The 19,355-nt window shown below is 58.7% G+C and carries 22 protein-coding genes and 1 other RNA gene; 9 read left to right on the plus strand and 14 right to left on the minus strand.

Going from position 1 to position 19,355, the window contains the following annotated elements:
• Nucleotides 1-109 precede the first annotated feature (109 nt).
• Nucleotides 110-526 carry a hypothetical protein gene (locus CAK78_RS13380; protein WP_094697592.1) on the minus strand — a complete coding sequence of 139 codons (417 nt, stop codon included), beginning with the start codon at nucleotides 524-526 and terminating at the stop codon, nucleotides 110-112.
• Nucleotides 523-870, minus strand: a complete 348-nt coding sequence (locus CAK78_RS13385; RefSeq protein ID WP_005301420.1) for an STAS domain-containing protein — start codon at nucleotides 868-870, stop codon at nucleotides 523-525. The genes CAK78_RS13380 and CAK78_RS13385 overlap by 4 nt, the downstream gene beginning before the upstream one ends.
• Before the next feature lie 342 nt (nucleotides 871-1,212).
• Between CAK78_RS13385 and CAK78_RS13390 the strand changes: the two genes are divergently transcribed.
• Both CAK78_RS13390 and CAK78_RS13395 read left to right on the plus strand, forming a co-directional pair.
• Nucleotides 1,213-1,704, plus strand: a complete 492-nt coding sequence (locus CAK78_RS13390; RefSeq protein WP_094697593.1) for a molybdopterin-dependent oxidoreductase — start codon at nucleotides 1,213-1,215, stop codon at nucleotides 1,702-1,704.
• 8 nt (nucleotides 1,705-1,712) lie between these two features.
• Nucleotides 1,713-3,536 carry an ATP-binding protein gene (locus tag CAK78_RS13395; RefSeq protein WP_254924779.1) on the plus strand — a complete coding sequence of 608 codons (1,824 nt, stop codon included), beginning with the start codon at nucleotides 1,713-1,715 and terminating at the stop codon, nucleotides 3,534-3,536.
• A 101-nt stretch (nucleotides 3,537-3,637) separates the two neighbouring features.
• On the opposite strand, the gene CAK78_RS13400 is transcribed toward CAK78_RS13395, so the two are convergent.
• Entirely contained in the window at nucleotides 3,638-4,666 is a 1,029-nt protein-coding gene (locus CAK78_RS13400; protein ID WP_254924780.1) for an MBL fold metallo-hydrolase, read from the minus strand.
• Nucleotides 4,667-5,099: 433 nt separating this feature from the next.
• A complete protein-coding gene (locus CAK78_RS13405; RefSeq protein WP_217900831.1) occupies nucleotides 5,100-6,065 on the minus strand; it encodes an alpha/beta hydrolase in 966 nt (321 codons plus the stop codon).
• Between the two features lie 313 nt (nucleotides 6,066-6,378).
• Here CAK78_RS13405 and CAK78_RS13410 point away from each other — a divergent pair, with 313 nt between their 5' ends.
• Entirely contained in the window at nucleotides 6,379-7,323 is a 945-nt protein-coding gene (locus CAK78_RS13410) for an AraC family transcriptional regulator (RefSeq protein ID WP_094697597.1), read from the plus strand.
• A 35-nt stretch (nucleotides 7,324-7,358) separates the two neighbouring features.
• On the opposite strand, the gene CAK78_RS13415 is transcribed toward CAK78_RS13410, so the two are convergent.
• Nucleotides 7,359-8,273 carry an AraC family transcriptional regulator gene (locus tag CAK78_RS13415; RefSeq protein WP_094697598.1) on the minus strand — a complete coding sequence of 305 codons (915 nt, stop codon included), beginning with the start codon at nucleotides 8,271-8,273 and terminating at the stop codon, nucleotides 7,359-7,361.
• 418 nt (nucleotides 8,274-8,691) lie between these two features.
• Between CAK78_RS13415 and CAK78_RS13420 the strand changes: the two genes are divergently transcribed.
• The 4 genes from CAK78_RS13420 (at nucleotide 8,692) to CAK78_RS13435 (ending at nucleotide 12,097) form a co-directional block, all read left to right on the plus strand.
• Complete coding sequence (locus CAK78_RS13420; protein WP_094697599.1) at nucleotides 8,692-9,339, plus strand: carboxymuconolactone decarboxylase family protein; 648 nt, start codon at nucleotides 8,692-8,694, stop codon at nucleotides 9,337-9,339.
• Between the two features lie 46 nt (nucleotides 9,340-9,385).
• Nucleotides 9,386-9,832, plus strand: coding sequence for a cupin domain-containing protein (locus tag CAK78_RS13425; protein ID WP_094697600.1), 447 nt, complete (start codon nucleotides 9,386-9,388; stop codon nucleotides 9,830-9,832).
• Between the two features lie 518 nt (nucleotides 9,833-10,350).
• Nucleotides 10,351-10,701, plus strand: coding sequence for a cyclophilin-like fold protein (locus tag CAK78_RS13430; protein WP_094697601.1), 351 nt, complete (start codon nucleotides 10,351-10,353; stop codon nucleotides 10,699-10,701).
• 208 nt (nucleotides 10,702-10,909) lie between these two features.
• Entirely contained in the window at nucleotides 10,910-12,097 is a 1,188-nt protein-coding gene (locus CAK78_RS13435) for an MFS transporter (protein ID WP_094697602.1), read from the plus strand.
• A 146-nt stretch (nucleotides 12,098-12,243) separates the two neighbouring features.
• Here CAK78_RS13435 and CAK78_RS13440 read toward each other — a convergent pair whose 3' ends face one another.
• From CAK78_RS13440 to ffs, 3 genes are all read right to left on the minus strand, one after another.
• Entirely contained in the window at nucleotides 12,244-13,281 is a 1,038-nt protein-coding gene (locus tag CAK78_RS13440; protein WP_217900832.1) for an NAD(P)-dependent alcohol dehydrogenase, read from the minus strand.
• A 199-nt stretch (nucleotides 13,282-13,480) separates the two neighbouring features.
• Complete coding sequence (locus CAK78_RS13445; RefSeq protein ID WP_094697603.1) at nucleotides 13,481-14,617, minus strand: cupin domain-containing carboxymuconolactone decarboxylase family protein; 1,137 nt, start codon at nucleotides 14,615-14,617, stop codon at nucleotides 13,481-13,483.
• Between the two features lie 467 nt (nucleotides 14,618-15,084).
• Nucleotides 15,085-15,178, minus strand: an RNA gene (ffs, locus tag CAK78_RS13455) — signal recognition particle sRNA small type.
• Between the two features lie 269 nt (nucleotides 15,179-15,447).
• Here ffs and CAK78_RS13460 point away from each other — a divergent pair.
• On the plus strand, nucleotides 15,448-15,630 hold the full coding sequence (locus CAK78_RS13460) for a hypothetical protein (RefSeq protein ID WP_021230269.1): 183 nt from the start codon (nucleotides 15,448-15,450) through the stop codon (nucleotides 15,628-15,630).
• Between the two features lie 278 nt (nucleotides 15,631-15,908).
• On the opposite strand, the gene CAK78_RS13470 is transcribed toward CAK78_RS13460, so the two are convergent.
• From CAK78_RS13470 to radC, 6 genes are all read right to left on the minus strand, one after another.
• The gene (locus CAK78_RS13470) at nucleotides 15,909-16,715 is read right to left on the minus strand and encodes a hypothetical protein (RefSeq protein WP_094697605.1); all 807 of its coding nucleotides are present in this window, start codon (nucleotides 16,713-16,715) and stop codon (nucleotides 15,909-15,911) included.
• Nucleotides 16,716-16,741: 26 nt separating this feature from the next.
• Nucleotides 16,742-17,293, minus strand: a complete 552-nt coding sequence (locus CAK78_RS13475) for a recombinase family protein (protein ID WP_048207593.1) — start codon at nucleotides 17,291-17,293, stop codon at nucleotides 16,742-16,744.
• Between the two features lie 240 nt (nucleotides 17,294-17,533).
• Nucleotides 17,534-17,677 carry a hypothetical protein gene (locus CAK78_RS22850; protein WP_005345168.1) on the minus strand — a complete coding sequence of 48 codons (144 nt, stop codon included), beginning with the start codon at nucleotides 17,675-17,677 and terminating at the stop codon, nucleotides 17,534-17,536.
• The gene (locus tag CAK78_RS22855) at nucleotides 17,674-17,814 is read right to left on the minus strand and encodes a hypothetical protein (protein WP_005324906.1); all 141 of its coding nucleotides are present in this window, start codon (nucleotides 17,812-17,814) and stop codon (nucleotides 17,674-17,676) included. Before CAK78_RS22855 ends, CAK78_RS22850 begins: the two co-directional genes overlap by 4 nt.
• A gap of 5 nt (nucleotides 17,815-17,819) precedes the next feature.
• Nucleotides 17,820-18,188 carry a DUF2787 family protein gene (locus tag CAK78_RS13480; RefSeq protein WP_005345165.1) on the minus strand — a complete coding sequence of 123 codons (369 nt, stop codon included), beginning with the start codon at nucleotides 18,186-18,188 and terminating at the stop codon, nucleotides 17,820-17,822.
• Nucleotides 18,185-18,652: a RadC family protein gene (gene radC, locus CAK78_RS13485; RefSeq protein ID WP_094697606.1), complete on the minus strand. Its 468-nt coding sequence runs from the start codon at nucleotides 18,650-18,652 to the stop codon at nucleotides 18,185-18,187. The genes CAK78_RS13480 and radC overlap by 4 nt, the downstream gene beginning before the upstream one ends.
• 261 nt (nucleotides 18,653-18,913) lie before the next feature.
• Here radC and CAK78_RS13490 point away from each other — a divergent pair, with 261 nt between their 5' ends.
• Nucleotides 18,914-19,291 carry a hypothetical protein gene (locus tag CAK78_RS13490; RefSeq protein ID WP_094697607.1) on the plus strand — a complete coding sequence of 126 codons (378 nt, stop codon included), beginning with the start codon at nucleotides 18,914-18,916 and terminating at the stop codon, nucleotides 19,289-19,291.
• Nucleotides 19,292-19,355 lie beyond the last annotated feature (64 nt).

Genomic DNA, 19,355 nt, shown 5'->3' on the forward strand with positions numbered 1-19,355 from the left:
TCACCCGGCGCCAGCAGGGTGCTTGCCAGCAGCGGACAGGTAAACAAAAACAGAACAACCGCGATAAATCCCTTGATAGCGCCCCGATCCATAGACATCCTTTTTATTGTTACGTTTGCCTCCACTGACGCAACGGAAGTCCAGACCAGCTCCGGCTACAACCCCCATTGGTGGTCTTTTCCAGCTGCAAACGCACCTGCTTCAACGACTCGGCCAGCATGGCCTGACGCCAGGCTACGTCGGCCCAGAGCCGGCCATGTACATCCCGAACTATATCAACTCGTTGAGATTGTAGCTGTTTTAGTCCAGCCGGCATGCAGTCACGCAGACCCGCCTGCTGCAGGCTGACCAGTTGCTGATCGAGCTTCTGTTGACGCTCATCATAACCTGACAGCAGGCGTTGTTCATCCTCATTTAACGGTAACCAGGTGGGTCTCAGCTCGGCCATTCCCCCCTTGCCCTCGGATGGCCATTGGGCGCAACCCGCCATCAGCAGCGAGATCCCGAGCACAAGCCAGTGCTTCATGATGCCACCACCATGCCGGATGACTGCATGTAGGCTTTCACGTTCTCATGACAGGGGATGACCCGGTTGATGTGCAGCATGTCCAGCAGATCGCGGGGCTGACCCGGACCACAGATGATCTCCAGATGATGGCCGTTCATCACCAGCCGCTTGTGGAGAAACACCAGGGCCCCGATCCCCGAGGAGTCGATGAAGTGCACGTCTCGCAGATCCGCCAGCACATCACCTGTGTACTCCGACAGCTTTTCAAATAGGGGGCGCAATTCACTGACGGCCATCGCATCAAACTCGCTTTCCAATGCCACAACCTGAGTGTCGTTAAGGGTGTAGGTCATGCTTTCCATGTTGAAGCTCCTTCTCTATGCCAGGACGGTTTAGTTCCATGCCATACCCAGCAAAGCAAGAGCCGTGCCTGACAAGAAAAAGACCCAAAGAAACCCTGTTTTTCACCTTAACTAGAGAAGCACATCGGCCGCGGCAAGGGGAACATTCCTTGCCAATTTGCAACATGGCTCATGCTTCTCATTGCAAAATGCGATGAAAAGGTCCCCTCACCCCCTCTTCACCCCCGTCTAAGCCGCGCCAGTGGCCGCTTTCCACTATCAGGCACGCTTATTGCCTTGCCTCTCATGCCAGGCCCGCCGTTGCCCTGGCATCTGCTTCTCACGGTTCCATGGAGGAAGGTTATGAGACTCAATTTTTATGTTGCTCCCCTGCTGGCCATTCTTTGCGCTACCGCCCAGGCAACTCCCGACCCCGACAGCGCCCAGCTCAGGGTGGAAGGTGCCATTACCCAGCCCAATTACCAGCAGGCCGCCCTGTGGGACACCGCCATGCTGGATCAACTGCCCGAGTACGAGATCAAGACCCACACTCCCTGGTATGACGAAGAGAAGACCTTTCGCGGCCCTCGTCTGAGCGATCTGCTGGCCAAGGTGGGCGCCAGCGGCAAGCAGCTGACCATCACGGCGCTCAACGACTACTCCATCCAGGTGCCCACCAGCGATGCCGCCCAGTATCAGGTGATCCTGGCCCGCAGCATCGATGGCAAGCCGCTGTCGGTACGCGACAAGGGGCCCCTGTTCCTCATCTACCCGTTTGATCAGTACCCCGAGCTTCGCAACAAGCTCTATTACGGGCGGGCCATCTGGCAGATCAACAAGATCAAGGTGGAGTGAACCGCATCATGCGATCCATAGCAGCCAGTCAGCGCTCCCTGTTCGTCGTGCTCTGCGTGCTGTTGCTGGCGTTTGCCGGTATCGGTACCGTCCAGTACCGGCAGTTCGAGGAGCTGCCACACGGCACCAGTCAGGGTGAAGACAACGTCATGTGGAACTATTTCCAGCTCTACAACGAGGCACTGCGTTTTCAAAATGCCCTGAAAAATGAGTCTCAGGTCAAGTTCCAGCTCAGATACGACATTCTGGTCAGCCGGATTGAGCTGGTGCTGGAGAGCAAGGATCGCAACCTGCTGCAACATACCCAGATTTATCAGCAGGCCAGCAAGGAGATGCGCCGCTTCATCGCCCTGGCCGATCTCTGGCTCGGGCCGGCCCAGCACAAACCGCTGGATCAGGCGGCCCATCAGCAGCTTGATCAACAACTGGCCGCCCTGCTCCCCCAGCTTCACCAGCTGACCCTGGAGGTCAACGAGCAGGCAACCCTGTTCGATGTGGCCCGCCGCGAGGGCGTGCGCAAACAGATCATCACCACCAGCCTGATCGCAGCCCTGCAGTTTGCCCTGCTGTTTGTACTGGCCCTGCTCATCTGGCGGCAGATGAATATCTCGTTCCTGCAGCACAAGCTGATGCAGCAGCTCAACGAGAAGCTGGTGCGGGCCAATCGTGAGGCCGAAGCGGGTCAGCGGGCGAAAAGCAGCTTTCTGGCCAACATGAGCCACGAGATCCGCACTCCCATGAACGGCATACTCGGCATGTTGTCTCTGCTGGCGGATCGCGCCATGGACCCCAGAGAGCGGGAGTACCTGGAGACGGCCCGGGAGTCAGCCAACCACCTGCTGGGGCTGCTCAACGACATTCTGGATATCTCGAAACTGGAAGAGGGTCGCATCGAGCTGCAACTCGTGCCCCATCATCTGCCCAAGCTGCTGGAGGACATCCGGGCCCTGATGCAGAGCAATTGCGATGCGAAGGGGATCAAGCTCAACCTGACCCTGGCCCCCAACACCCCGGAATGGCTGATGATGGATCCCCTGCGGGTGCGCCAGATCCTGTTCAACCTGCTCAGCAACGCCATCAAGTTCACCCATCAGGGCGAGGTGAACATCAGGGTGGACAGCCAGCCGCTGGACAAGGAGCGTCATTCGATTCGGATCGCGATTCAGGACACCGGCATCGGCATGAGCAAGTACCAGATGGGCAACCTGTTCCAACGCTTCTCCCAGGCCGACATCTCCATCACCCGCCAATATGGTGGCTCGGGGCTGGGCCTCGAGATCTCCCGCAACCTCGCCCGCCTGATGGGGGGCGACATCTCGGTCGAGAGCCACGAGGGGTTCGGCAGCACCTTTACCTATCTCTGGCCTGCCCAGGCGACCACCCCGTCGATGACCAGCCTGCCCAGCAAGCCGAGCAGTCAGGAGAGTTATCGCATCTTGCTGGTGGATGACAATGCCACCAATCGCAAGGTCATCGGTGCCATGCTCGCGTCCGCTGGCCATCGGGTAACGCTGGCGCTGCAGGGGGAAGAGGCGCTCGCCAAGCTGGCGCAAGAGACCTTCGACATCGTGCTGATGGATGTGCAGATGCCGGTGATGGACGGGCTGGCGGCCACCACCCATATTCGCGCCTCGCGCCAGCGCTGGGCCGACATTCCCATCATCGCCCTGACCGCGGATGCCATGCCCGAATCGAAACAGTACTACCTGTCCCACGGCATGAATGGCTATATCACCAAGCCCATCAGCAAGGAGCTCTTGCTGGGCGAGATCAACCGCCACCTGGTACGCGAGCAACGCAAGCGCACCATGTCCCTCGGCAATCAGGGGTGAAGCGGCGCCGCTACCCAGCGCCTTGAAATTAAAAGACTCTGGCTCGACGATGCGGGCGCCCGGCATGGGCGCCCGTTTTCACGCTTGAGCCAGACCCTGGCTCACTCCCGCCACCAGGGGATGCCGCCATGGGGGCTCAGCAAGGTCAGCGGTTCCCCCATCATGGGAGTGGTCAGCGGGATCTGCTGCTCGGTCGCCAGCCGGGTGATCTGCTCCAGCGGCTCATCCCATGGGTGCATGGCGAGATCGAAGGTGCCGTTGTGGATGGGATAGAGCCAGGCGGCGCGCAGATCGTGAAACGCCTGTGCGGTCTGGGCCGGAAACATGTGCACATGGGCCCAGCGCTCGTTGTAGGCCCCCGTCTCGAGAAAGGCCATGTCAAAGGGGCCATGGCGCTCCCCTATCTCCTTGAAGCCGGCGAAATAGCCGCTGTCGCCACTGAAGAACAGGTTGAAATCATCGCTGCGGATGACCCAGGAGGCCCACAGGGTCCGGTTGCCATCGCCCAGGCCGCGGCCGGAGAAGTGCTGGGCCGGCGTGGCGATGAGCTCGATGCCATCGACCCGGGTCTGCTGCCACCAGTCCAGCTCCCTGATCTGGTGCGCCGGCACACCCCAGCCGCGGAGCCTGGCCCCGACCCCGAGCGGGGTGATGAAGTGCGCCACCCGGCCCTGCAGCGCCACTATGGTGGCCTGATCCAGGTGGTCATAGTGATCGTGGGAGAGGATCACCCCTTCGAGAGGAGGCAGATCTTCAAGGGCCATGGGCGGGGCGTGCCAGCGCCTGGGGCCGAGCCATGAGAGCGGTGAGGCGCGCTCGCTGAACACCGGATCCGTCAGCCAGTACTTGCCGTGCAATTTGAGCAGCAGGCTGGAGTGACCGAGCCGCCAGACGCTGAGATCCGGGGCGGTCAGGACATCTGCAAGGGTCATGGCCTGCACCGGGATGGCACGATCCGGCAGGGTGCCGGCTGGTTTGCCAAACAGGAAGTCACGCCAGATCCCGACCCCTTCCCAGAAACTGCGCGCGGGAGGCGCCACCAGATTGTGAAACCGGCCCGCCCGATACTGGGTGGAGTCCTGGTGTTCGGGCAGATCCGATTGCAATACAGACGAGATAATACCGGCCATCACGACTCCTGTGAGCAATAAATGAACATAACGGCCCCGGCGAACCGGGGCGGCGCGAGAACGCATCCCAAAGCGCTGCATTGACCGGGCTCCCTGGCAAGGCTCGTTTCAGACAGGAGAACCAGACTGTCCCACCAGACAGCTGGCGTGACAGGCCTCCTGTGTCCCACCCATCAATTGACAGGACACGGCTGTCACACAGTGATTGTCGAGCGTATCAAACCCCAGCCGCTGCCATGGCGTGACTTTCACAGGTACATCCGCCGCTGGGGGGTTGTCATGTTACCACCTCAACAAGCGGCTGACTCTTCACGCCCGGCATGACAGCCGGCTTTCTGTAGCATGCTGCCCAGGAGCCCCGGGCGCTGCATGTAACAGGTGCTCATCCGGCAGGGATGAGCACATGGGTGACGTTCAGCCGTTAGCGATGCCACTACTTGAGGTGCTTGGTAAAGAACTCCTCAAGCTTGTCGAAGGGAATGATCTCCATGCGATCGTACAGATCCGTGTGGATGGCATCCTTGATGATCAGCAACTCCCTGGGTTCACCGGCGGCCTTGTAGGCATCCTGGGAGAAGTAGAGGGAGTGGGCCTTGTCACCGGCGATCAACAGGATGGGACGCGGTGAGATCTCGCCGATATTGGTCAACAGCGGCATGTTCATGAACGACAACGGGTTGGTGGCATTCCAGGCACCGTTGGAGTTGAGCGAACGCGCATGGAAACCACGAGGGGTACGGTAGTAGTCGAAGTACATGCTGACCACGAGGTTGTCGATCCCCTCCCTGGACTCCGGCAGATTGCGCGGACCCGCCTGCGGCGTCCCCTTTTCGGCATCGACCCAGCGCTGTTGGCTCATGGCCTCCAGTGCCTGGGTACGCTGCGCCTGGGTCATGCTGTCGTAATAGCCTTTTGCCATCACCCGTGACATGTCGTACATGCTGGCCGTCACGACGGCCTTGATGCGCTTGTCGACGGCGGCCGCATTGAGGGCCATACCACCGAAACCACACACGCCGATGATGCCAATGCGCTGGCGATCCACGTAAGGCAGCAGGCCGAGGTAATCGATCGCAGCGCTGAAGTCTTCGGTGTTGATCTCAGGAGAGGCCAGGTTGCGCGGTTCGCCGCCACTTTCTCCTGTATAGGAGGGATCAAACGCCAGGGTCACAAAGCCCCGCTCAGCCATTGTCTGGGCATACAGACCGGATGACTGCTCTTTCACCGCGCCAAAGGGGCCACTGACGGCAATGGCGGCCAACTTATGGTCGTCACGCTGTTTCGGCAGGTAGAGATCCGCCGCCAGCGTGATGCCATAGCGGTTTTTGAAGGTGACCTTCTGGTGGTCGATCTTGTTGCTTTGCGGGAATGTCTTATCCCACTCTTGAGTCAACGGCATAGTGTCTGCTCCTGTAGCAATGGAGGCCGGCAGGGATATCGCTTGCTGGGCGCCAAATACCCAGCCGGCACAGGTGAGAAGGGCGCCACCGAGAACGCGCTTGGCAGAGAAAGAGGCTTTCATCTTGTCGTCCTTGTGGTAGCCACCATGAAGGTGAGTCGTTCTTCGATGACGCCAATTCTCGCCCTGACCCGCCATGGGCAGATAGACAGATCCACCTCATTGATTGCCTGATCCTCCACATCAGCGGACTCATGCTTGGCGGCGCTCCCATCGCTGGGTATGCTTTTTTCATCTTGGAAGGAGAGCTGCCATGCCCAATCACACAGCCGCACCGCACGCAGCCTCGCAGGCGCTATCGTCCCTGCGGGCAACCCTGGCGGCCAACATAGCCCGCCATACACAGGGGCTCAGTGACTGTTCGACGCCACTTGCCAATCTCAGCTTTTTTCGGCGTGAACGGCCCATGCCGCCCATCACCTGTCTGGTAGAAACCAGCATTGTGCTGGTGGTTCAGGGAGAAAAACAGATGCTGGTGGGTGGCGAGTCCTACCCCTATGACAGCCACCATTTCCTGATAACGTCTCTGGATCTGCCAGCCAACTCCCAGGTCATCACCGCCAGTGCCGAACAACCTTGCCTGGGCCTGAGCCTGAAACTGGATCTGCGCATCATGGCCGAACTCATCGCCCAGGGCGGGCTGGCGCTGCCTGCCCCATCGGCTCAGGATCGGGGCATGAGGGTGGGATTGGGCGAGGTCACGCCGGTGCTGCTCGATGCGTTTAAACGCCTGGTCGATTTGCTTGATGCTCCCGACACCATTCCTGTGATGGCCCCCATGATAGAGCGAGAAATCCACTATCGCCTGCTGCTCAGTGAGCAGGCCCCCCGTCTCTGGCAGATTGCCGCTGTGGGGAGTCAGGGCCACCGGATTGCCCGGGCCATCGACTGGCTGAAAGTGCACTACCGTCAGCCGTTTCGCATCGAAGAGCTGGCCGCCAAGGTGCAGATGAGCAGCTCCAGTCTCCATCAACATTTTCGGCAGCTCACGGCCATGAGTCCGCTGCAGTACCAGAAGTGGCTCAGACTCAGTGAAGCCCGTCGCCTGATGCTCAATGAAGATCTGGACGCCGCCAATGCCGCCTTTACCGTCGGCTATGAGAGCCCCTCCCAGTTCAGTCGGGAGTACGCCAGGTTATTTGGTGCGCCGCCAAAACGAGACATCGATGGCCTGCGCACCCAGGCGGCACGGCAATAGCCAACCCGCCCTGAGATCACCCCCTGTCGCGACGCTCAAGCGGCAGACTGGATGGCACGCAGCGCCTTGATGTCTTTTGCCGGGGGGGCCCCAAACATGCGGCTATATTCCCGGCTGAACTGGGATGGGCTCTCGTACCCTACCTTGAAGGTGGTCGCCATGGCATCCATGTTTTCCGTCAACATCAGGCGGCGGGCTTCGTTGAGGCGAAGCTTCTTCTGAAACTGCAACGGCGACATGGCGGTCATGGCTCGGAAATGGGCATAAAAGGCGGACTTGCTCATTCCGGTATGGGCAGCCAGCTCCCCCACATTCAAGGGCCTGACGAAGTTGAGCTTCAGCCAACTGATGGCTTTGGCGATTTTATGGCTATGACTGCTGGCCGAGACGATCTGACTGAGCCTGGCCCCCTGCTCCGTCGTCAACAGTCGATAGAAGATCTCCCGTTTGATGACGGGCGCCAGCACCTTGATGCTGGCCGGCTCTTCCAGGAGCGACATCAGGCGGACAAACGCATCCAGCAAGGGCTGCGGCAACGCCCCTACTTCGATGCCCTTCGAAGCCGCCTTGTCGAATGGAAGCGACAGCTCGCTGTCGACGATAAGTTGCGCAATTTCGGGCAAATCCAGCTCCATCACCAGCCCATAGTAAGGTTCGGCCTCACTGGCCTCCATGATGTTGGCGATGACCGGCAGATCGACCGACGAGATAAGGAAATGGTTGGCGTCGTACAGATGCGCTTGCTCTCCCAGCAGCACGCGCTTTTTACCCTGTGCAATCAGGCAGATGCTTGGATTGAGCGTATAACTGGCGGGCTGGGTTGGCGAACACCAGCGGCTCAGGCGCAACCCGGGGATCGCCGTTGTGTATTGATTGGCATTGCCAGTCCACTGTTCAATCTGCCTGGCCAGGGCCTGCAGGGATTCGGCTTTACGATCTGCCTGTTTCATAAGGGCTCCAACAGGGATTTGCTGACACCAGGGGGTGAGTCAAGGTTGCCAGTTGTATCGTAAATTCCTCCGGTTTCAAAGCGTGCAATCCAATGACCCACGCCCTGGCTTTGGAAAAGTCGTCATATTCCAGGCCACCATCCCCCGCTCAATAAAACCCATGGATCATTCTTATAAACAATAAGTTATGCAACACCCCATTCATTTACCCTCCTACAGAAACATAAAAACAGACCTGTCCTTGGCCTCTAAGCGAAAGAGGGGTTTGGATTATCAGGCAATCATTGGAAATGAATAGGCTAACGACGTCTCGGGGCGGCGCGCTAGATTGACTGCACGATTTGAGCGGCAAGCCAATATACGCCGACTGGGGCGACACGCTTGTTGCTCTCTCTTCACTGTCACCGGAGGAGATGCGATGCACACCAGACCCGAGACACCCACGGATTTCACCAGCAGAGAAGCGGCCATCATCCCCATTGCCGCCTTTACGGCCAACGGTGATATGAGTCGGCTGACCATCAGTCTGTCCGAAGGGCTGGCGGCCGGTTTGACGGTCAACGAGATCAAGGAAATCCTGACACAGCTATACGCCTATGCCGGCTTTCCTCGCAGTCTCAACGCACTGGGCACCTTCATGGGATTGCTGGCCGAACGCCAGCAGCGAGGCGTCCAGGATGCAGAAGGGCCCGGCGCCAGCGCCCTGGCCACGGACAAGAGCAGCCTCGAACTGGGCACCGAGAACCAGACCCGGTTGGTTGGACAACCGGTCAGCGGCCCCCTGTTTGATTTCGCACCGCAGATCGATGCGTATCTGAAGTCGCACCTGTTTGGCGACATTTTTGCGCGTGACCTGCTGAGCTGGAAGGAGCGAGAGCTCGCCACCATTGCCGCCCTGACCAACATCCCTGGCGTCAACGGTCAACTGCAAGCCCACTACCGCATCAGCCTGCACAACGGCATCACAGCACCAGCGCTGGCCCGCTTTGTAGCAATCGTGCGGCAAGCCTGTGGCAAGACAGTGGCCGATAACGCGGCCGTCGTGCTGGCCACTGTCTTGCAATAAACCACCGCATTCCTGCTACCCCTGTTTAGTCAACATCGGAGGATCCATGAGCATTCCAGACAACAAACGCATTCCCAACGAACTGACCGCCGGTGTTTTCAACGGCACAGGCATCTTCGACGTCGGTCAGGAGAATGTCGCCTATGCCGACTATTTTACCGGCACCAGCTACCTCGCCCTGCTCAATACGCCAGGGCTGATCGTCGCCAATGTGACCTTCGAGCCGGGTTGCCGCAACTTCTGGCACATCCACCACAAGGGTGGCCAGATCCTGTTGGTGACCGGCGGCCGCGGCTGGTACCAGGAGGCCGGCAAGCCCGCCCAGCCACTGACCCCGGGTGATGTGGTGCACATCGCACCCGGCACCAAGCATTGGCACGGCGCGGCCAAAGACAGCTGGTTTGCCCATGTCGCGGTAGAAATACCGGCCGAGGGTGCCAGCAACGAATGGCTGGAGCCCGTGACTGACGAAGCGTACAGCCTGCTGCAATGACGCAGCCCATGGGAAGACGGCCCCTTTTTCCCCTGGGCCCTCTTCCCGACGGCCACTTCGTGAGCCTTTCGCCTGTCAAACTCAGGCCCAATACATTGACTGGCGCCTCACCTGTTCCCTCTGGCCGAGTCAACCGGAGGCTTGTGGGTCACCGATGCGCCATCCTTGATACCAGAAACGAGTGTGAATATGACACCTTCAACGCAGCCTCAGGTCCCCCTTCCCGATCGCGTCTACGAAGGCGAACGCCCTCTTTATGGGGCAAGATGGGGCGAGCAACGAATACTTGCACATATCCACCTCGACATGGCGGCCCCGGAAGAGCGGGGTTGATACCCATGCACACCGCTCTGCGCGCCCACAAGCCAATGGTCAGGCACGGCGCTGAGAAGATGGGATGGCCAAGATTGACACAACACGTCCTCACGGCACTCACCCTGCTCCCATCGCTATTGATGGTCCCGCCTGGTGTTGCCAATCCATCTGCCACCGATGAACTCGTTACCGGAGAAGATGCCATGAAGATTCAATTTGTCTTTGATGATCGTCGCGTGACCGCCACCCTGAAAGAGACGCCAACTACCCGCGACTTCCTCAAACAACTCCCGCTCACGGTGGCGCTGGAGGACTATGCCAGCACCGAGAAGATTGCCTACCTGCCGAGCAAACTGACCCGTCAAGACGCCCCGGCGGGCACTCGCTCCGAACCGGGGGACATCTCCTATTACGCCCCCTGGGGGAATCTGGTGGTGTTTTACAAGCCCTTCGCCTTTGCCGACGGCCTAATCAATCTGGGCAAGCTGGATGGCGGTCTGGAGCGCTTCACTTCAGGGGGATCACTCTCCGTCACCATAGCGCTGGCTGACTGAGCCCCATACGCCGCGACGTCCAGGGCCTTGTTGCCTCGGCTAGGCATTCAACCGGTCGCGAGCCCGGCAGATCAGCCATCACCTGCCGGCGCCGGCAAATGCAGCGCCGCACGATGATCTCGGGGAGTCTTCCGACTCAGACGGGCAGCGGGGCTTGTGATGCAGCCGGTGATGACCACTCATCCTTTATTCCCAAGAGGGCCAGACGTTGCACACCACCAGCGACAAGCTTTCATTTATCGGCGCCGTGCTGTCACTCATCGTGATCTATGTCACCGCCGCCGTCCCCATTCCCCTCTATGGCCTCTATCAAACTCAGGATCAGATTGGCTACCTGGCGTTATCCATCAGCTCCGTGGTCTATTTTATCGGTGCCGTCACGGCGTTGCTGCTGTTTGGCCGCCTCACCAACTACCTGGGGCGCAAGCCCGTCTCCCTGGCCGCCCTGCTGCTGGCTGCCCTGTCCGTGCTGTTCTTTGTCAATCTGCACCATGCTCCCCAGCTGATCGCCGGACGCCTGCTGCAGGGACTGGCCTGCGGGCTCGCCTCCACGGCGCTGGCCGCATGGCTCATCGATCACGCTCAGGCGGTTCCTGGCTGGATCCCTGCGGCCGTGATCAGCTGTGGTCCCATGACGGGGCTGACCATAGGCGGGGTGGGCGCAGGCGCGCTGATCGAATATGGCCCCTTACCTCGTCAGCTGGCTTTCGTGATAGCGCTGGGGCTGATCGCCCTGGCCATGTTGATGGTGCTGCGCAGCAGAGAAACCATGGCGCGAAAGCGCGGCGGGATGCACTCCCTTCGCCCCCATTTCACGCTGCCAACCAGCGCCAGGAAGGCCTACCCGCTGGCCGCCTGCACCTTCGTCTGCACCTGGGCATTGGGAGGCTTCTTCCAGGCGTTCGGGCCGGCCATGGCCAGGGAGCAACTCCACTCGCACAGCGCGGTGGCTGCCGCGCTGGTGTTTGCCTCCATCATGGCACCCGGCGCCATCGGCGCCTCTATCGCCAGCCGTTTGACCCCGCAGCGGGCCCAGTTCACGGGCATGCTGGGGTTCACCCTGTTCGTGGGCGCCATTCTGCTCTCCCTGCAGCAGGGCTTGCTCACTGCCTTCCTGGCCGCCAGCATCTTCGCCGGTATTGCGCAAGGTCTGGTGCTGACGGGCAGCATCGCCACCCTGGTCACCGATCTGCCGCCCGAGGAGCGGGCCAATGTCTTCTCGGTGATCTATGCGACCTCTTACGTGGGGGCCGCCATCCCCACCCTGATTGCCGGCCACTTCTCCGCACAGTTCAGCCTGCTGCAGGTGGCCTGTGGCTATGGGGGTCTCGCGTTATGTGGCGCCCTCATCGTGCTGGTTGCACAGGGCGGCCAGCATCGACAACGGGTGGGCTGATAGAAAATGGGATGGGTGCTGCGCCCTGTGAGGAAATGAGTGGATCTTCCCCACCAGATAGTGGCTCAGGGAGCAGTGGCAAGGGGCATAAGACGGCGCCAGTCAGGGGGGACTGGCGCCGTGGTGACCGCAGACCTGCGCGGTGATCAGATGGTCGAGGCGTCAATCACGTAGCGATAACGAGCCTTCTTGGCGACCACATCTTCCCAGGCCTGATTGATCTGCTCGGCGCTGATCACCTGGATCTCCGGCAGGACCTTGTGCTCGGCACAGTAGTTGACCACCTCCTGGGTTTCCTTCATGTCGCCGATGAGAGAGGCGTTGAAGTTAACCCGGCTGGCAGCCAGGCCAAGGGCATTGAGGGAGACCTCGAACCGCTCGGGCATGCCCACCTGGGTGTAAGTGCCATAAGGCTTGACCACAGAGGCATAGGCCGCCACATCGTAGCTGACCGGCAGGGTATTGATCAGGCAGTCAAGCTGGCCGCGATAAGGCGCCAGCTTGCCAGGTTCATCGACCACCACCACCTCCCTGGCACCGAATGCCAGGATGTCCTTGACCTTGTCCGGGCTGGAGGTAAAGGCGATCACCTCTGCACCTTTCGAGACAGCCAGCTTCACCGCCATGTGGCCCAGGCCGCCGATCCCCACGACGCCCACCTTGACCCCGGCCTTCAGGCCGAAACGCAGTAGCGGGGAATAGGTGGTCACCCCGGCACGCAGCAAGGGGGCCGCTTCCTGAAAGCTGATGTTTTCGGGGATATGCACCGCATAGTGATCGCGCACCACCAGATTGCGCGAGTATCCCCCCAGGGAGATCCCCGTGGGAGAGCGCTTGTCAGGGTAGCCATAGGTGAAGATGGTGCTCGCGTCATACTGCTCGCCGTGCTCACAATCGGTACAGCCATCCACCATGCAGCCCACGCCGGCCCGATCGCCCACCTTGAATTTGGTGACCCGCTTGCCCACCGCCGTCACCACGCCCACGATCTCGTGACCCGGTACCTGCGGGTATTGCTGCGGCCCCCAATGACCCTTCATCTGGTGGATATCCGAATGGCAGATACTGGCGTATTTCACGTCGATGAGGATGTCGTTGTCCCCTACCGGGCGACGTTCGAAATCCCAGGGTTTGAGGAGACCGCTGGCGTCAAACGCGGCATAGCCTCTGGTCTTGATATTCATGGTAAACACCTCGGGTGATACGACACTGGTTTTGGTGAGTGATTGGACGGCGCTCCATACCGGGGGAGTGGCGCCGGCCATCAGGATACCGCCACCGGCAAGCGCCGTGTTTCTGACAAATCGCCGCCGTGACGGCGAAGCGAGATCCTCTTTCGCAGCCTTGATTGACTTGGACATGTTCACTCCTTGCACCCCTGCCTTATGACTTCAGCGCCGCCTTGATGGCGCTGTCGATGCGTTGGCCTGCGGCCGGCCCGACACTGTATTGCACCAGGGTCGACAGCTCCTGCAACTGATCCCTCTTCAGACCGGTATTGAGCGCCATGCCGATATGGGCACGCAGTTGGGGCTCCGTCTCCGGTGAGACTGACAACATGGCAACGGTCAACACCTCACGGTCCTGGTGATCCAGCCCCCCTCTTGCAAACACGTCACCAAACAGATGTTTCTGCAAGAAGGTGTTGATCCCGGGAGCGAAATCAAACAGTGGACCACTCACGGGATGACCAACCAGTTCGGTTTGTACCCGGGTTCCCAAGGCCTGGGCGGTCTCCCCTGCCGGCAACGGCTTGGGCGCATCCCCCACCTTGTCTTGCTTGCCTGCCGACTGGCGCACCTTGACGACCGACATCAGGGTGCCGAGGCCATTGAGGGATTTGGGAAAACCGCCATAAGGGTAGAGATAGATCAACGCTTCCTTGAGCTGGTTGACCGACACACCGGCATCCAGTGCGCGGTGCAGCGCCAGGGAGAGGGCTGACTGATCACCGGCAGCAGCCAATGCGGCGACCATTGCCAGATGTTGATGTGTCGCCCCCAGTGCTTTCAGAGTGGGTTGCTCTGCTGTCGCCGTCTTGACCGCTGCTTGATATTGAGCGTCAATCACCTGCTCTTTCCAGACCACGTTCTGGCCTTCGCGGCTGCCGGTGATCACCAGGTGAGTCATGGACGAATCGGGCATACTGCCGTGCCTGTGATCGACGCCCTCGGGGCACCAGACGGCTTCCCCTTCATGAAACGCGATCACCTGCCCCGGACGCGTGACTGTGATGGCCGTCCCCTTGGTGACAATCATGTGCTGCCCGGCCGGGTGCTGATGCCAGGCGGTACGGGCACCCGGGGCAAAGGTGACGTAGGCGCCAGAGTAAGGGGCTGCGTCCTGGCTCGGGAAGAGCATCTGCACATCGACCTGCCCCGTGAAATAGGTGGCCGGCCCGGAGAAGGTCTGCTGGCTCCCCTCGGGATAGAGGCGTTGTGATTGAGGTTCGGTTGCCTGGCTCGCAAAGCTGGCAACGGCGAGCGCGATTGCGAAGCTACAGCGTGATGGTGATGACATGGATTCTCCCTTTTCAGTTCATCAATGGTCATGGCCACCTTGGCGGCACCCACCATTACAATGTGCTGGGCAATAAAGGAGATATCTCGATAGTGGCGGATTGTTGCCTGATCCTATCTGGCCTCATCTGATCTTCAGAAGCCCTGTGCAGACGCCGGCAAAAAGTCGGTCGCCCCCAGATCCTGCGATGTCTGATCGCGCCGCCGCATGCCGAGAGGATGGGCAGCAAACAGCACACGCAGCGGCAAAGGCCGCTGAGTGGCAGGCTGGGCCACAGGTTCGGCTATGAGGGGATTTTTTGATCTCTTTACGACGACCACAGGGGAGCGTGGTGACTTTCCGGTAATACCAGATGCCGTGTGGACTGAGCCAGAGATTCATCGATGAGCTCCTCGTCGTCCACACAAAGTGGATGACCAAGGGCTTTAAGAGAGGCTAACTTATTGAATTGCAGAAACAAGTGGTGGCCCTACCAGCCACATCCCGGCACTCGAGTCCCCCGCCTTGGCTGCTACCTTCCGGTCCTGACCAGGTCGACGGGTTATCAATGCGAGCCCAAATAAATCAGGCACTTGGGGATGGAACTGATTGCCATCACAGTGTTCTGAAACCTCAACAAGCGAGAATCCGCCGGAAGTACGGTCATCCACATCAAGTGGACATGCTTAAATTGGTAACAAACAGGCCAATCCTACCCGCCCTCCCCCGTACCCTGCAAGCACCTCATTACAGACCCCATCCACTCCCTCGACAGCTCAACAATCAACCCAATATTGAGCAAAATGAAATCTAATGGTAACTTTGGGTCTCACTTAAACCCGAGGTGACATATGGCTACGAACACAGGCAAAGGCTATCGACAAGGTTCCGTCAACGACCGTACCCAAGTTCAGAACCCAGTTAACGGGAACTGGACGAAACGCGATACGGATAGCGGCAAGTTTATCGAGCAGAAACAAGGTGGGGAGCCCTTCAAAGGGGTAGCCAAAGAAACCGACAACCGCCGTAAGTGAGTTCATCGATGACCGACCAGTGCTCTTGTGGCCAGCCCCTCAATCATTCTGTTGTGTTCCATCAAAATGGGCAGAAACTCAAAAGCTGCCCGAACTGTTCAGAACAGGCTGGCGTTCATGTGTTCTATCGAGCAGGAGAGTTCGGATTCAGGCGGATGGCTGGTGTAACCAGGATACAATCATGGTGCCGTGGTTGCCGAGCCAAGCACCGCTACCGGCTTGATGCCTTGCATACCTGCTAAAGAAAAGGAGCTCTGATGTGAGCTCCTTCAAGTCTACTAAGCCAGAATCGCCACTGCCGGAAACAACAGTAGCAAATGGAACAATAACAAGATCTGGGTAGGATATCCCTGCACCTTCCCAATCTCCTCTTTCGTCTCCTCTGCAAGGTTATCGCTGTTGCGGTAACTTGGGATCAAGAAGAGTAGAGCCAAGCCAACGTAGACCATTACCTGGCCTGCCAATATCCATGAATCGTAACCCATTGAAGACAACTGCTCTGCCGTCTTGGCCGTAACATCAAAGCCCCGCCCATAGACCTCAGCATTAATTCTCGAATGTTCGGCAAAGCGAGCGAACCATGCCGACCGTTCGATACTGAGATACCAGGCAAGAATCACTCCTGCAGCAGGAATCGTTACGATAGCAACGCAGATCATGCGGCTCAATGGGTCTGTGAGTGCGGCTGCCTGAAGGCGTTTCTCATACCCAATAAAGACCAGAATGGCCCAGTGCAATGTTCCAACTACAACCGTGCCCATGATGATCCAGAGCCCCGCATCGTGGTTAATAACAAGGTCCATTCGAGGCAATAGAAACTGCCAGGCGAGCACGAGAAGTGCCGTCAGCCACAACCCCCACAGGTGAGCCCTCAGCATGCCCGAGAGATAGGCGTTATAACTGCAGATCCCGCCCCGCAGGTAAGGGTTATTGTTGACCTCGGTTGAATTTGCTGGAAGTTCTAATCGCACAGATTGCTTTAGCCAATTACGATAGCGGGCCCACTTGCCCGCGACCTGTGCCGATGCAGTTTCCCGCTGCTCGAAGAACCGGCCGGGCTCTTGTTTCGTCTTCTCTTGTTCCATGTCGTTTTCCTTGTTGTCAAAACCATTCATTCGCCAGACAGTCCACGCAAGATCCGCTGCACGCTAGAGAGGCTGATCCCCGTTCGACGTGCTATCTCTGCCTTGGCTATTCCCCGTTCAGCGAGTGACAGCACCTCCTCCCCTTTAGCCATGGCGGTCGGCTTGCGACCTTTGTAGACCCCACGCTGTTTTGCCATAGCGATCCCTTCTGCCTGACGCTCCAGCATCAACTCCCGCTCAAACGTGGCGATGGCACCGATCATGGTCAGCATCAGTTTTCCGGTAGGTGTCGAGGTATCGATACCCAGATTCAAAATCCTCAGAGCAACCCGCTTAGCGTGCAGGTACTCCGAGATCTCCAACAGGTGGCGAGTGTTGCGAGCCAAGCGATCCAGCTTGGTCACCATCACCACGTCTCCCTCACGAACAAAGTCCAGCATCAACGCGAGCTGTGGACGGTCATCCTTAGCCCCGCTCACTTTCTCCTGGAATATCTTGCTGCACTCGGCCAGAGCCTGAAGCTGGGCATCCAGGCTCTGCCCTACAGTGCTGACACGTGCATATCCCACCAATGCCATGGTCTCCTCCTGGTCAATAGGGCAAGGTACACTGACGCGACCGGTCAGAAGGTCGAAAGGAACCCATATGACCGGCAAAAAGTGGCACTTTCGCTCGCGTCACACGGGCTTGGTCTATTGACCTGTGCCAGTGATACAAATGAAAACGGGCCGCTCCGTAATGGAGGGCCCGCAGGGGTAGTCAACCAGATGCTCTGGCTGCTCTATCTATTGGTCATGCAGGGTGCCGACTGGGGGATCTCAATGACGCGTCGCCCCGCCCGGCATCCGCAATACCTTGGCCAGCTCCTCGGCATGAGCCTTGTCACGGGCGATGAGGCGGATCATCAGGGTTCCCCCTGCAATGGCAACCAGAGTCACCGAGGTCAGGATCATTTTGTTCATGGGTAGTCCTCTTCGTTCATGTTGTAGAAGTGTGGCGGCATGTAGCGGGCCATCATCGCGTTGACGATGACAGACGCAAACGCCGTCAGGGCTGCCTTCAAGGCGTCCAGCAGCAGGGCTTTCGTGAAGTCGTTCATGGCGATTACTCAGGGGTTATCTTCAGGCGGTAGACCTCCATCCGGTGATAGTCGAGAAAGTTCCTCTCCCAAAGCCGGTAGAGGTCCATGGTGGTGGCCAACGGCCGCTCTCCACACCAGAGCTGTGAGGCCAGCCCGGCGTTGAAGTCGAAATCAAGATCCTTGACCAGCTCGCCACCGAGGTAAGTGAACTCGGTGACGTAGGCCATCCCCCAGCTACCAGCCCGTTTTTCCAGACGGATTTCGACCGGACGGTAACCGCCAGTGTCGGCGGAATAATCGGGACTACGGAAGTTGAGGGTCAGGGCAGTGGCATCGGGGTGGAGGTCGATTAACTTGGCGAACAGGGCCTGTAGTGGTTTGGATGGGGTCATAGCAGCCCCCGCTCGGCAAACGAAACGATGTCGTGCTGTCCCACCACAAAGTGGTCGAGCACTCGCACGTCTACCATCTCAAGCAGATCCTTGAGACGAACAGTGACAGCCTTGTCGGCGTCCGAGGGGTCGACCATACCGGAGGGATGGTTGTGGGCCAGTATGACCGCTGCGGCGTTTCTGTTGAGGGCCGCCTTGACCACCTCACGGGGATGAACAGTGCCCGCATTGATGGTGCCAAAGAACAGCTCTTGGTAATCGAGCAGTCGGTGTTGATTGTCGAGCAGCATGACGGCGAACACTTCCCGCTCGTACTCCCCCATCTTGAGCCGAAGGAAATCTGCTGCCGCTTTGGGCTGAGTGAAGGCGTGGCCCAGATGCCGCTGTCGGCTCTCCAGAATGGCCAATGCCTGATTGATGATGTGATCACTCTGTCCGGGGTGATCGTCGTAGTGATGTGTCATAACAGTAACCTCGCGTCGTTTTGGTACACGAGTTACTTATGCCAGGGGGCCTGGTTGTTATTGAATCCGAACGGGACTGGTATAAGGGGTGCAGGGGCCCACATTCACCTATGAGCCCTCTTAAAACTTTTTAGACGGATTTCACGGTTTTCCCTTTCATGACGCGATATGTTTCCACTTATGGTCAAAAAGGAGGGATAAAAACCCACTTGAGACCATTTGTTAGCAATACAGTCTCGTTTTGTGTGAAGGAGAACACCAGTGGCAACTACTCATTTTATCCCCGCTCAACCCAGTGAGTACGGTTACATCATTGTCGAACCAAATGACAACGGAGAAACAACCCTTGAGCGTTATCCATTGCTCGGGTACGCCGTCAAGATTACAGAAGGCAAGCCAGAAGACTTCAAGATACAGACACAGCCAGTCTGCACAACAGGTGAGAGCTTCACCCCGAACTTCATCCAGCGCTATGACGGCACCTTCAGCCGAGCTGATGGCGAGTACCTCTGTCACTCCCTGTCAGAGATGATGAATCTTTTCGGTTTCGAAGCAGATGATCTGCATACTCTGCCCCCGGCAAATGCCAAAGAGCTATCAGGATACGTCTGGCGCCCACTGCGAAATCCGCAAAGCTAATATCTGCTGATTTTGGATCTGGCCCTTTTGCCCGCCACCAAAGGCAAAGGGGCCATTTCGGATG

Origin of the sequence: Aeromonas sp. A35_P (assembly GCF_002259925.1) — a bacterium.
GTDB lineage: Bacteria > Pseudomonadota > Gammaproteobacteria > Enterobacterales > Aeromonadaceae > Aeromonas > Aeromonas dhakensis.